General features: G+C 68.3%; 14 protein-coding genes. 13 read left to right on the forward strand and 1 reads right to left on the reverse strand.

Translation table 11 applies throughout. The features are described from left to right. Positions 1 to 6: 6 nt before the first annotated feature. Positions 7 to 237, reverse strand: coding sequence for a hypothetical protein (locus tag VFB40_RS04530; protein WP_324847998.1), 231 nt, complete (start codon positions 235 to 237; stop codon positions 7 to 9). A gap of 15 nt (positions 238 to 252) precedes the next feature. Here VFB40_RS04530 and VFB40_RS04535 point away from each other — a divergent pair, with 15 nt between their 5' ends. The 13 genes from VFB40_RS04535 to VFB40_RS04595 form a co-directional block, all read left to right on the forward strand. After that, positions 253 to 405 carry a hypothetical protein gene (locus VFB40_RS04535; protein ID WP_324847999.1) on the forward strand — a complete coding sequence of 51 codons (153 nt, stop codon included), beginning with the start codon at positions 253 to 255 and terminating at the stop codon, positions 403 to 405. Positions 406 to 730: 325 nt separating this feature from the next. Then, the gene (locus VFB40_RS04540; RefSeq protein ID WP_324848000.1) at positions 731 to 1792 is read left to right on the forward strand and encodes a LacI family DNA-binding transcriptional regulator; all 1062 of its coding nucleotides are present in this window, start codon (positions 731 to 733) and stop codon (positions 1790 to 1792) included. Positions 1793 to 1962: 170 nt separating this feature from the next. Continuing rightward, a complete protein-coding gene (locus VFB40_RS04545; protein ID WP_324848001.1) occupies positions 1963 to 3216 on the forward strand; it encodes an extracellular solute-binding protein in 1254 nt (417 codons plus the stop codon). 3 nt (positions 3217 to 3219) lie between these two features. Then, the gene (locus tag VFB40_RS04550; RefSeq protein ID WP_324848002.1) at positions 3220 to 4377 is read left to right on the forward strand and encodes an ABC transporter ATP-binding protein; all 1158 of its coding nucleotides are present in this window, start codon (positions 3220 to 3222) and stop codon (positions 4375 to 4377) included. Continuing rightward, positions 4374 to 5279, forward strand: coding sequence for an ABC transporter permease (locus tag VFB40_RS04555; RefSeq protein WP_324848003.1), 906 nt, complete (start codon positions 4374 to 4376; stop codon positions 5277 to 5279). Before VFB40_RS04550 ends, VFB40_RS04555 begins: the two co-directional genes overlap by 4 nt. Before the next feature lie 2 nt (positions 5280 to 5281). Further along, positions 5282 to 6175, forward strand: a complete 894-nt coding sequence (locus VFB40_RS04560; protein WP_324848004.1) for an ABC transporter permease — start codon at positions 5282 to 5284, stop codon at positions 6173 to 6175. Between the two features lie 23 nt (positions 6176 to 6198). Then, on the forward strand, positions 6199 to 7323 hold the full coding sequence (locus VFB40_RS04565; protein WP_324848005.1) for a Gfo/Idh/MocA family protein: 1125 nt from the start codon (positions 6199 to 6201) through the stop codon (positions 7321 to 7323). Further along, entirely contained in the window at positions 7316 to 8266 is a 951-nt protein-coding gene (locus VFB40_RS04570; RefSeq protein WP_324848006.1) for a DUF6807 domain-containing protein, read from the forward strand. The genes VFB40_RS04565 and VFB40_RS04570 overlap by 8 nt, the downstream gene beginning before the upstream one ends. After that, the gene (locus VFB40_RS04575; RefSeq protein WP_324848007.1) at positions 8263 to 9003 is read left to right on the forward strand and encodes a cupin domain-containing protein; all 741 of its coding nucleotides are present in this window, start codon (positions 8263 to 8265) and stop codon (positions 9001 to 9003) included. Before VFB40_RS04570 ends, VFB40_RS04575 begins: the two co-directional genes overlap by 4 nt. 74 nt (positions 9004 to 9077) lie before the next feature. Further along, entirely contained in the window at positions 9078 to 10223 is a 1146-nt protein-coding gene (locus tag VFB40_RS04580; protein WP_414642035.1) for a Gfo/Idh/MocA family protein, read from the forward strand. Then, entirely contained in the window at positions 10220 to 11383 is a 1164-nt protein-coding gene (locus tag VFB40_RS04585; RefSeq protein ID WP_324848009.1) for a dihydrodipicolinate synthase family protein, read from the forward strand. Before VFB40_RS04580 ends, VFB40_RS04585 begins: the two co-directional genes overlap by 4 nt. Beyond that, positions 11380 to 12264, forward strand: a complete 885-nt coding sequence (locus VFB40_RS04590) for a sugar phosphate isomerase/epimerase family protein (protein WP_324848010.1) — start codon at positions 11380 to 11382, stop codon at positions 12262 to 12264. The genes VFB40_RS04585 and VFB40_RS04590 overlap by 4 nt, the downstream gene beginning before the upstream one ends. A 211-nt stretch (positions 12265 to 12475) precedes the next feature. Beyond that, positions 12476 to 13371 (forward strand): glycoside hydrolase family 2 protein (locus VFB40_RS04595; protein WP_324848011.1); only part of this gene is annotated, 896 nt, incomplete at its 3' end.

A 13371-nucleotide genomic window follows, 5' to 3' on the forward strand; every position in this document is an offset into this window, starting at 1 on the left:
TGGACCCTAGGCGCTGTGTTGCAGGGCGCCGATGTCCGGAATGGTCGGGACGGCGGTACCGATGTAGTCGAGCCCGCCGTCGTTCGCGACGGTGACTCCCGCGTGCGCGGCGGGAGAGCTGGCGGGGATCAGCCAGTTGAGACCGGCACTGAGGTCAGGTCCGGAGGCCTGCGTCCCGGTGCCGCCGGCCGTGGGGTCGGCGAATAGGGGATTGCCGGTTTTGCCAGCGACTTCCACGGCGAGGCCGTACTCGTGCCCGTATTCGAGTCGCTGCCCGTCGGCGAGACGGAGTACGTCGTGGTGGCGGCCTCGGCGGAGGGCGCCGCCAGAACGACGGTGCCTGCGGTCGCGAGTGCGAACGCGCCGGTGGCAGCCAACACGCTTCGGCTCGAGCGCAAGCGGTAGGGCAGGGAAGACCACTTCATCGTGTTACCTTCCGCGGTGGATTCGTCCGTACTGTCGCGTGCTGTCGTATTTCCGCTTCAAGACGGGCAACGGGGAACGTAGTGATCGACCACCTGGGCGTCAAGAGAAGTTGAGTGATCGATCACCTATCCTGGGCGCGACGAATGTAAGCCGATGTAAGACGTCACGGCGAGCGGCATCCGGCCGACTCGGCTATACGGTTGATTCGGTCACGGGTCCGCATGTTTCGGTCCGGCTTCCCGCCGAAGCGTGCGGCCGATGCCCGGCGCCGGGTGGTCCTATGAAGAGGGGCGGAAGTCGACGGATGACAAGCGAGCCGCGAAACGGCAGGAAGCGCGCGACGATCTGGGAGGTCGCGCGCGCCGCCGGGGTCTCCCACCAGACCGTCTCGCGCTATCTGCGCAACGAGGGCGGTCTGCGGCCCGCCACGCGCGAAAAGATCGACAGAGCCGTCGCCGAACTCGACTACCGACCCAATCTGATCGCCCGCTCCATGCGGACGCGGCGGACCAACCGGATCGCCATCGTCCTGCCCGAGTTGACCAGCTTCGTCCCGATCCCCGTGCTCAAGGGCGCCGCGCAGACCGCCCGCGAGGCCGGCTACAGCACCGACGTGGTGGGGCTCGAAGGCGACGCCGTCCGGCGAGCCGAGGGGGCGCTGGCCCTGCTGGACAGCCGGCAGGTCGACGGCTTGCTTTCGTTCACGCCGCTCAGCGACACGGTGATCGCGCCCGGCGACCGACGTCCGATCGTGATCTACGGCGAGTACGACGACCACATGCACTCTCAGGGTCATTTCGCTGACGGACGCCCGGCGGCCGAGATCGTGCGCCACCTCGCGCAGTTGGGGCATCGCAGGTTCCTGCACGTCGCGGGCTCGGCGGACTGGGCCTCCGCGCTGAACCGCCGCGCCGTCTACGAGGAGACGGTCGCGCAGCTCGGATTGGAGTCCTACGGCGTCGTGGTGGGCGACTGGTCCGTGGCCTCGGGCTATGAGGCGGCGCGGGATCTGCCCGCAGACGCCGGAGTGACGGCGGTGCTGGCGGCCAACGACTACGTCGCGATGGGCGTCATCCGCGGGTTTCAAGACCGCGGCCTTCGAGTCCCCGAGGACGTCAGCGTCTTCGGCTGGGACGACGAGCAGTTCACGCAGTACTTCAAGCCGACCATGTCCACGGTCCGGCTCGACCGCGACACGATGGGCCGTCAGGCGATGTCCGCACTGCTCGCGCTCATCGACGGCGAGCCGCAGCCGCAGCCGCGCCTCGAGTCCACGTTCGAGATCGTGCCGCGCGGATCCAGTGGCCCGGCTCCGCGCGCTGAAACCGTCGGGCCTGACACGTCTGTGCTGTTCAGCGATATGTGAAAAGTGAGGTGATCGTTCACGTGGCTGGCCCTTGACAGTAAGAGTGATCGATCACTATCTTCGCTGCTGCGCTGCGAGGAGTGTGGCGGCGCGTTTCCCGTTGGTCCCGGCCTGCCGCTTGGACGGCACCGGTGCTTTAGCGCACGACGATGTGCCAGGGAAGGAAAGTCATGACACAGCGCGCGGCCGTCACCGCACGCACGAACACGAAGGCGAAGCTCGTCGCGGTGATCACCGCCACGACGCTGTCAGTGTGCTTAGTGACCGCCTGCGGCGCGCCGACCAGCTCCGCGCCCGCCGCTTCGTCGACCCAGCTGACCGCGGTCAAACCGTCGAGCCCGATAGCGCTGACGATCCTCGACGGCGGCGGGGACTTGAAGGGCGGCGGCCAGGCGGCGATCGACGCCTTCGTGAAGGCCAATCCGGATCTCGTCTCCGCGGTGAGCTATCAGACCGCCGCGGCCACGGACGTCACGGGGAAGATCAAGGCGCAGCAGCTGGGCGGAGCCGTCAACACCTCGCTGCTGCTCGGTGGACCTGACGTGCTCGGCGCCGCGGAGGCGCAGCACGTGCTGCTCCAGCAGTTGCCCGCGCAAGCCTCCGGCCTGCCGGACCTCTCGGCCATCCAGGACGCGGGGCGGGCGAATTACCAGGCCATGTCCGGCGGCTATGGCGTGCTGATCAACTACGACCAGAACGGTCCCTTCGTCGACTACAACGCCTCGGCCGTCAGCGCGGCGCAGGCGCCGACCACCCCGCAGGCGCTGCTGGACTGGGCCAGGGCGCACCCCGGCAAGTTCGCCTACGCCGATCCGGACAACTCCGGATCCGGGCGCGCATTCATCGAGGCTCTGCCTTATATGCTCGGCGACTCGAACCCGGCAGACCCGGCCAATGGCTGGAGTAAGACCTGGGCTTACCTGGAACAGCTCGGCCACTACATCCATAGCTATCCGACCAGTTCGACGATCCTGGCCCAGCAGTTCGGCACCGGTCAGCTCGACGTCATCCCGACGATCATTTCGCATGACATCTCGTTCCGGAAGTCCAGTACGTATCCCGCGAATACGGGCATCGCCCTGTTCTCCGACCAGAACTGGATCACCGACGGGCACTACGCCATGATCCCGGCCGGAGTAAGCGCCCAGACACTGTATGTCGACCTGAAGTTGGAGTCGTACCTGGTCTCGGTGCAAGCCCAGGCGCTGCGTCTGACCAAGGGTGTACTCACGACCGCGAACAAGAACGCGACGATCGACAACTCCGGTCCGGAGGTGACCGCGTTCGTGCAGAAGTGGGGCCGGCCGGACTTCTACCCGAGCGCGCTGACCCAGGGCACCGTGCGCACGCCGCTCACGCCCGCGAACCTGCAACAGGCGTTCAGCCTATGGCAGCGCAACGTGGGATCGAAGGTCGGCGGCTGAGCGATGGCGATCACGGCGGCCGAAGCGGACCGGCGCGGTTCGAGCGCGGCGTTCGAGCGGCTCTCCCTGCGCGGGGTTACGCGCACCTACGGCAGGAATCCGCCCGCGCTGCGCGACTTCGACCTCGAACTCGGTCGAGGCGATTTCGTGGCCCTGCTCGGCCCGTCGGGCTGCGGCAAGACCACCGCTCTGGCCTGTCTCGCGGGCCTGCAACCGCTGACCCGCGGCTCGATCTGGCGCGACGGCGAGCGCATCGACACCCAGCCGGCCGAGAAGCGCGGCTTCGGCATGGTGTTCCAGAACTATGCGCTCTTCCCGCATCTGACCGTGCAGAAGAACGTCGAGTTCGGCCTGACGATGCGCCGGGTCCCGCGCCGCCAACGCCAGGAACGCGCGGAAGCCGCGCTGCGCACGGTGCAACTCGAGGAGCACGCCGGCAAGCTGCCCTCGCAACTGTCCGGCGGCCAGCAGCAGCGCGTCGCGATCGCCCGCGCACTGGCCATCGAGCCGGAGGTGGTGCTGATGGACGAACCTCTGTCGAACCTGGACGCCGCGTTGCGTGTCGAGATGCGCACCGAGATCAAACGCATCTACCAGGAGCGCGGGTTGACCGTCCTGTACGTCACGCACGATCAGGAGGAAGCGCTGTCGCTGGCGACCCGCCTGGTCGTGCTGCGCAAAGGCCGCCTGGAACAGAGCGGGACGCCGCAGGAGGTGTACGCCAACCCGGTCAGCGCGTACGTGGCCGGATTCATGGGCTACCGGAACCTTTTCCCGGCGCGCGTTGTCGCGACCGGGCCTGATCGGCAGGTCGCCGTCGCGGTCTTCGGCAGAACCCTGACCGGCACTTTGGTCTCCGGTTCGGGCGTGACCGCCGACGCCGGGGTAACCGTCGCTATCCGCCCCGAAGACCTGATCATCAGAGCCGAGGCCGATGTCAGCGCCGACGCGATCAGCGCACTGGCCGAAGTGGTCGAATACCACGGCCGTGAACTGTCCGTCCAAGCATGCACCGCCGACGGCGGGGTGCTGCACCTGAAGACCGACCAGCCGGTCGTGGCCGGATCCACCCTGGGGCTGACCGCCCGCTCGGACCGAGTCCTGGTCTACGAGGGAGGCCTTGACCGCGCCGAGTTCGCGATCGAGGCCGATGCGCAGTGACCGACGCGCACGGCGCTCTGCACGTCGAGCGCCAGCCTATCCGCCGCCGGCTGGCCGAGCGCGGCATCGATAGCTCGCTGCTCCTGCTGTTCCCGGCCGTGCTCGTCATCGGCGGCTTGTTCCTGTACCCGTTCATCTACGGGGTCAGCATCTCTTTCCAACCGGCGGGCGGCGGCGGCGCGTTCGCCAACTACCGGAACTTCTTCACCGACCACTACCAGGCCGGATCCATTATCAAGACGCTGCGGCTGGCGCTGCCGGTCGCGCTGGTGAGCGTCGGACTCGCGGCGCCGCTGGCCTACCGGTGCCGCCGCGACTTCCCCGGCCGCAAGCTGGTCACCCTGGTGGTGATGCTGCCGATCACCTTCGGCAGCATCCTGATCGCGCAAGGCATGCCGCGGGTCTTCTCGCCGATCGGCTGGCTCAACCTGGCCTTCAAAGCGATCGGGCTTCCTCAGGCCGACCTGATCTACAACTATCAGGGCACGTTCATCGCGGCCGTGCTCACCTCGCTGCCGCTCTCCTTCCTGCTGCTGATGGGCTTCTTCGGCGGCATCGACCGCTCGCTGGAGCACGCCGCAGCCTCGCTCGGCGCCGGGCGCGCCGCGCGCTTCTGGCGGATCATCCTGCCGCTGGCAGCACCGGGCATCCTGACCGCGTTCATGCTCGCGCTGGTTGAGTCGTTCGCGATCTTCCCGTCCGCCATCCTGGTGGGCCAGCCCGACAACCAGACCCATGTGCTGACCATCCCGATCTACCAAGCCGCGTCGCAGCACTCGGATTACACACAGGCTTCTGCGATCGCCATCGTGCTGACCGCGATCGAACTGCTGATTCTCGGCATCGTTGTGTTCATTCGGGGCAGGCTGTTCAAGGGCGCGGCGACGGGAGGGAAGGGCTGACCATGAGCACCACAGCCATCACCCCCGCGCCGGCATCCGCCCCGGCGGCCGTCGCGGACGCGTCCCGGCGCGGCCGGCGCCCGACCGTCACCGCGGTACTGACCTGGCTAGTCGGCGGCCTGTTCGCCGTGACGCTGCTGGCCGTGCTCGCCTCGGTGGTCGTAACCGCCCTGTCCACCTCCTGGGGCGCAGGGTGGCTTCCCGACGGCTACACCTTCTCCTGGTTCCATGAGGCCTGGAATACGCCGGGTCTCACCCGCTCCATCACCGTCACCTTCGAGGTGGCGATCGCCGACGTCGCCGTCGCGCTGCTGATCGGGGTGCCCGCGGGCTACGTCCTGGCCCGCAAGAGGTTCCCCGGCCGCAACACGATCATGCTCTTCACGCTGCTGCCGGTGATCCTTCCGCCGCTCACGTATGCGGTCCAGCTGGCGGCTTTGATGTACCGGCTCGGCATCGGCGGCAGTCTGCTGTCGGTCATCCTGGTCAACCTCGTCCCGATCCTGCCGCTGGTCATCTTGATCACCGTGCCGTTCGTCGAGCAGATCTCGCCCGACGTCGAGTGCGCCGCGAGGGTGTTCGGCGCCGACAACCTGCGGCTGTTCAGCAGGGTTCTGCTGCCCTTGCTCGCACCCGGCATCGTGGCCGCGGGCGTGCTGAGCCTGGTGCGGGTGCTCGGCTCGTTCGAGCTCACGTTCTTCGTCTCCGGCGCCAAGACGCAGACCCTGGTGGTCACCATCTTCGGTGCTCTGTCGGACCCGGGCGGGCCGCCGCCGGCGCTCACCGCTGCGATGACTGTGTTCTACATGGCCATCGCCCTGCTCGGACTGATTTTCAGCCTACGGTTCGCCAATCCCGCCCAGACGCTGGCCCAGCCGGCCCACCGCTCTCGCTGAACCGAACGAACCGGAGGACGACTTTGACAGACCATTCCCGCCCGGTCCGGTTGGCGATCATCGGCTCCGGAAGCATCGCCGAGGCGGCCCACATGCCGGCCGTCAACACCCAGGGCGGAGCAACGCAGGTCGTCGCCGCCGTCGATGTCGACTTCGAACGTGCCCGCGCCTTCGCCGCGCGTTGGCGAATCCCGGCAGCCTTCGAGGATGTCGGGCGGATGCTCAAGGAGACCGCGCCGGACTTGGCGATCGTGTGCACTCCGCCCGGAGCGCATCGTGAAGCCATCGTCACCTGCTTGAACGCCGGAGTATGGGTTTGGTGCGAGAAACCGCCGACGCTCTCCCTCGCCGAATACGACGAGATCGCGGCGCACGAACGCGAAGGCGGACCGTACGTCGCCTACGTCTTCCAACACCGGTTCGGCTCAGCGGCCCGCGCCCTGCGCGAGCACATACGCACCGGCCGCCTCGGTCGTCCGTTGATCGGGATCTGCCACACCCTCTGGTACCGCGGCGACTCCTACTACCAGGTTCCGTGGCGCGGCAAGTGGAGCACCGAAGGCGGCGGGCCGAGCATGGGCCACGGCATCCACCAGATGGATCTGATGCTGGCGCTGCTGGGGGAGTGGACCGAGGTGCGGGCCGCGACCGCGACGCTCGCGCGCGACGTCGAGACCGAAGACGTCTCGATGGCCATCGTCCGCTTCGCCTCGGGCGCCATGGTTTCCATGGTCAACACCGTCCTCTCCCCGCGGGAAACCAGCTACCTGCGCTTCGACTTCCCGGAAGCCACCGTCGAGCTGACCCACCTCTACGGCTACGACAACACCAACTGGACCTGGACACCCGCGCCGCACCGCGTCCAGGACACCCCCGCCGATCTCGGCGCGCCCGAGCAGAACGACGCCTCAAGCCACACTGCCCAACTGCGGCACCTGATCGACGCGCTGCGCTCTGGACGGCGCCCGGAAGCCAGCGGCGACGACGGGCGGCGAGTGCTGGCCTTCATCGCAGCGCTCTACCAATCCGCGAGCAGCGGCGCTCCGGTAACCCCGGACCTGATCGCCCCCGGCAACCCGTTCTACTACTCGATGAGCGGCGCGCCGTTACCGAGCACGAGCGCCGAACGGGAGGAAAGTCATGTCTGACACGGTTTTCTCTGACACGGTTTACTCTGGCACAGCCTTCCGCATCCGCGACAACGATCAGGGCACGCAGTTGGCCGTGACCGTTGCCGACGTGCAGATCGCCACCTACGTCTACCGCCCGGACACCCCGCGTGAAGAGTCGCCGAAGCCTTATCTCTACCCGCTGCGCACGCTGTCCGGCGCCCCGATCGGCGTGTTCCGGCCCTGGGACCATCGCTGGCACAAGGGCCTGCAGATGACCTGGTCGCACGTGTCGGGTCAGAACTTCTGGGGCGGCCCGAGCTTCGATGCTGACGCGCCGGGACACGGCTACGTGTGGCGCGAAAACAACGGCAGCCAGCTGCACCGCGGCTTCGACCGCCTGGACGCGGGCGGCGCCGAGGCCACCGTGACTGAGCGCTTGGAGTGGGCGGCGTCCACCGGCGAGGTCTGGCTCGACGAGACCCGCAACCTGCGATTCCACAGCGCTGATACGGACCGCGGCATCTGGGCTTTGGACTTCGCCACCGCGCTGACCAACACGCGCACCCAGGCCCTGGAACTGGGCAGCCCGACCACACACGGCCGCCCGAACGCGGGGTACACGGGCCTGTTCTGGCGCGGCCCGCGCGCATTCACCGGCGCACCCATCATCGCTGACGGCGCCGACGGCGACGATGTCATGGGTTCGAAAGGAGCGTGGGCGGCGATCAGCGGTCAGCACGACGAGATCGATGGCGGCGCGACCGTGCTGGCCTTCGCCGGCACCTCCTCCGCCGACGTCCCGCTCAAGTGGTTCGCGCGCAGTCAACAGTTCGCCTGCTTGAACCCGTCGCCGGCCTTCGACGAGGAAATCTGCCTCGAGCCCGGCCAGAGGTTGGAGCTGCGCCACCGATTCGTGTTCATCGACCAGGCGTCCGACCGCCGCGGCGTGCAGGCCTTGGCCGACGAGTTCGCCCTGTGAACGGCCCGGCTTTTCCCGAGTTCCCCGGTGCGGTGGGTATCAGCGAGCTGAGCGCCTATCCCTGGCCGACTGCTGACGGCGAACACGGCGGCTCCCCGCACATGCACCTGACCTGCACCGAGGCCTACGTCGTGATCAGCGGACGCGGCCGGCTGCAAACCCTCAACCACAACGGCCCCGCTGTCCAGGAACTCGGCCCTGGCGACATCGTCTGGTTCACCCCGGGCACGATCCATCGCGCCATCAACGACGACGAGCTGCGCGTGATCGTCATCATGCAGAACGGCGGCCTGCCGGAAGCGGGCGACGCCGTCATGACGTTCCCGCCCGAGCATCTGACCGCCGAGCGCTATCCCGCCGCCGCCTCGCTCCTCGACGCGAGCGGCGAACCGAGCCACGAACGCGCCCGGCAGCGGCGGGATCTGGCCGTGGACGGCTTCGCCGAACTGCTGCGCCAGTGGGAGCTGGGCAATCACGCCGCGCTCGACGGCTTCTACGGCCGGGCAGCAGCGCTGGTCGCCCCGCGCCTGACCGAGTGGCGGCGGTTGATTGCGAGCGGCGCCGCCGCGACTGCCGTCGCGGCTTGGGAACACATTGAGGCTCTCAGCGTAGGGAACACCGCGCATCTGAAGCTCGCCGCCGTCAACCGGATCCCCCGTCCGGAGTACCGCACGCTCGGCATGTGCGGGTTTTTACACGCCTACGATCCGATCCGCCGCCGCGGCCCTCGCCCCTGACGCACCCTCACCAAGGAGCACGTTCCGTGATTTCCCAGCCTCTCGGCATCATCGTCAACGGCGCCACCGGTCGGATGGGCTACCGCCAGCATCTCGTGCGATCCCTGCTGGCGATCCGCGAGCAAGGCGGCGTCGAACTCAGCGACGGTTCGCGCCTGCCCATCGAGATCGTGCTGGTGGGACGCAGCGCGGACAAGCTCGAACCGATCGCCCGCCGCCACGGCATCGCCCGCTGGAGCACCGATCTCGACGACGTCCTGGCGGACGACGGCCTGCGCGTCTACTTCGATTCACAGGTCACCTCCGCGCGAGAACCGGCCATCCTCAAGGCCATCGCCGCGGGTAAGGACGTCTACACCGAGAAGCCCGTCGCGGAATCTGTGGAGGGCGCCCTGCGTCTGGCGCGGTCCGCGGAGCACGCCGGTGTGAAGAACGGCGTCGTGCACGACAAGCTCTACCTGCCGGGGCTGCTCAAGCTCAAGCGGCTGGTCGACGCGGGGTTCTTCGGCCGGATCCTCTCGGTGCGCGGCGAGTTCGGCTACTGGGTCTTCGAGGGGGACTGGCAGGCCGCGCAGCGTCCCAGCTGGAACTACCGCAGCGAAGACGGCGGGGGCATCACGAGCGACATGTTCTGCCACTGGAACTACGTCCTGGAGAACCTCTTCGGCCGGATCCGGGCGGTCACCGCGGTGGCCACGACCCACATCCCCCGCCGCTGGGACGAAGGCGGCAAGCCGTACGACGCCACGGCCGACGACGCGGCATACGCCATCTTCGAGCTCGAAGGCGGAGTCATCGCGCAGCTCAACTCCTCCTGGGCCGTGCGCGTCCACCGGGACGAACTGCTCGAGTTCCAGGTAGACGGTACTGAGGGCAGTGCGGTGGCTGGTTTGCACCAGTGCGTCATCCAGCACCGCGCCGCGACCCCGAAACCGGTGTGGAATCCGGACGTGGCCGACGCCGGAGGCTATCGCGGGCAATGGCAGTCAGTGCCCGACAACACCGTGTTCGACAACGGATTCAAGGCTCAGTGGGAGCAGTTCATCCGCTACGTCGCAGGCGACGGGGAGCACCCCTACGACTTTCTGGCAGCGGCCCGTGGCGTGCGCCTCGCCGAGGCCGGGCTTCGGTCGAGCGCCGAAGGCCGCAGAATCGCGCTCGACGATCTCGACCCGAACGAGGTCGATTTGCAGGCCGCGGCCGGCGACGGTGCGCGATGACCTCGCTGCGGTTGCCCCAGAGCGACGGAACCTGGCTGGAACACAAGCTGGGCGAGGCGCCCGTCTGGCCACGGCCGCAGGCTCCGATCACCTCTCGGGTCGCGTTCGCCGCCGCGCACGTCGTCGCGGACCGTTTCGGCGAGAACGTCCCCGGCGCCCCGGCAGCCGTCGACTGGGAGGCGACGCTGGCCTTCAGGCGGCACCTGTATTCCTGGGGACTGGGCGTGGCAGAGGCCATGGACACCGCCCAGCGCGGCATGGGCCTGGACTGGCCGGCGACCGAAGAACTGATCCGCCGCTCGGCCGCCCAGGCAAAGGACCTCGGAGCGCGCATCGCCGCCGGCGTCGGCACGGACCACCTGTCCGCGGGTGAGCCGACGCTGGACGCCGTGGCGCGCGGCTACGAGGAGCAACTGGCCGTCGTGGAAGACGCCGGAGCTCAGCCCATCCTCATGGCCAGCCGCCACTTAGCCGCCTCGGCCGCAGGACCCGACGACTACCTCAGCGTCTACTCCCGCCTCCTGGAGCAGGCCGACCGGCCGGTCATCCTGCACTGGCTCGGCGCCGCCTTCGACCCGGCACTGGAGGGCTATTGGGGAAGCACAGACGTTCCGACCGCGACCGCCACCGTCCTCGACCTCATCAAGCAGCACGCTGACAAGATCGACGGGATCAAGGTCTCCCTGCTCGACGCGGATCACGAGAGGCAGCTGCGCGCCGCTCTGCCCGAGGGCGTGCGTCTCTACACCGGCGACGACTTCCACTACCCGCAGCTCATCCGCGGAGACGGCGTCCACCATTCCGATGCCCTGCTCGGTGTGTTCGCCGCAATCCCCGCTCCCGCCTCGGCCGCCCTACAGGCCCTCGACCGCGGCGACCAAACCGCATACGACGATGCATTCGCGCCGACGCTGGAGCTTGCCCGCCACCTATTCAGCAAACCCACCTACTACTACAAGACCGGCATCGCGTTCCTCGCCTGGCTCAACGACCTGCAACCAGCCTTCACCATGGTCGGCGGCCTGCACAGCGCGCGCAGCGCAATCCACCTGGCCGAGGCGTTCCGGCTCGCCGACCGCGCCGGCGCGCTGGCCGACCCGGAGCACTCCGCGGACCGGTTGCGGGTCTTTCTCGCCACCACGACGGGTGTGATCGCGTGACCTCTGCTTCGTCGGCTTCCTCGACCATCGCGGCGTCGGCACTCGGCAGGCTGTCGCTCAACCAGAAGACCACCAACGCCTGGACGCTGCCCGAGGCCGTCGAAGGCTGTGTTCGGGCGGGCATCCCCGCGATCGGCGTCTGGCGCGAGCCGCTGCACGAATTCGGACTCGCCAAGGCGCGGGCGTTGCTGGATGACGCAGGGTTGCGGGTCTCTTCGCTGTGCCGCGGTGGTTTTCTGACCGCGACCGACGCGGCCGCAAGGCGCGCGGCGCTCGACGACAACCGCGCCGCGATCGACGAGGCCGCGGCCTTGGGCACCGACACCCTGGTGATGGTCGTCGGGGGCCTGCCCGAAGGTTCGCGCGACCTGATCGGCGCGCGCGCCCGCGTCGCTGAGGCAATTGCCGAGCTCGCACCGTTCGCGGGCGATCGGGGCGTGCGCCTTGCCCTGGAACCGATGCACCCGATCTTCGCCGCGGATCGCGGCGTGCTCTCCACCCTCGGTCAGGCGCTCGACCTCGCCGAGCAGTTCCCCTCCGATCAAGTCGCTGTCGTGATCGACACCTTTCACGTGTGGTGGGATCCAGAGGTCGAGGCGCAGATCGCCCGCGCCGCCGGCCGGATCGCCGCCTTCCAGGTCTGCGACTGGATCACTCCGCTGCCCGCTGACACCCTGCTGTCGCGCGGCATGATGGGCGACGGTCATATCGATTTCGCCCGTTTGCGGCGCGTCGTGCAGGACGCAGGCTACGTCGGTGACGTCGAGGTCGAGATCTTCAACGCCGACGTGTGGGCCGCTGACCCGGATCAGGTGCTGCGTCAGATGAAACACCGTTATCTCGAATGCGTCTGGGACGGTGAGATGCAAGTTTCACCGTAAGCGGTTGGGCACAGCAGCGCATGTGGACGTCGGATCGGCAGGCGTTTGACAGCAGAGTGATCGATCACGAGACTCAGGGCCGAGATGAATTGGGAGCGATTACAGCTCCATCCATCCCTCGCAGTGGCAGTCCGGAAACGCTGCTTGCTAAAAGCCGCGCGATCGGTACGCGCGAAGCGTGTGAACGCTCACAGCCGGAAGGGACACATCAATGACAGCACGCTGCGACCGCGCGGCACCCGGCTGCGCGCTACGCATCCGCAGGCGGATCGTCGCGGCGAGCACCGCCGCGTTGCTCGTGGCCGGACTGACCGCATTGGCCCCGACGACGAGCGCGAACGCCACCGGTACCGCGGCAGGCTCCAGCCAGCCCCGTATCGTCACCGACTTCGACCCGGGTTGGCTGTTCCACTACGGCGACGCGAGCGGCGCCAGTGGCGCTTCGTACTCTGACAGCGGCTGGCGCGCCCTGAGCGTGCCGCATGACTGGAGCATCGAGGGCCCGAACCCGCCCGCGAATCCGTTCTCGTCGTCGGCGGCGAGCACCGGTCGCGGCGGCTACCTGCCCTCCGGTATCGGCTGGTACCGCAAGCACTTCTCCCTCGCGAGCGTGCCTTCGACGCGCCGGGTGTTCATCGAGTTCGACGGCGTGATGGCCAACGCCAGCGTCTGGGTCAACGGCACGCTGATCGGCACCCATCCCTACGGGTACACCAGCTTCCGGTACGACATCACGGCGGCCGCGCGGTTCGGTGGGGTAGACAACGTGATCGCGGTGAAGACCGACACCAGCCAACAGCCGGCCGAGCGGTTCTACACCGGCGCCGGCATCTACCGCGACGTCCGGCTCATCGCGACCGACCCGGTGCACGTCGACCAGTGGGCCACCTACGTCACCACGCCCAACGGCAACGCCGTCCACGCGCAGACCACGGTGGTCAACAGCGGCGGCGCGGCGGCGAGCGTGAGCGTCCAGGGCGTGCTCACCGATCCCGGCGGCGCGGCGCTGCCGGCGGTCAGCACGGCGGCGAAGACGATCGCGGCGGGCGGGTCGGCCACCTTCAGCTACGACATCGCGGTGAGCAGCCCGAGGCGGTGGGACCTGAG

Source organism: Actinocrinis sp. (assembly GCF_035650855.1).
In the GTDB taxonomy this organism is placed as follows: domain Bacteria; phylum Actinomycetota; class Actinomycetes; order Streptomycetales; family Catenulisporaceae; genus Actinocrinis.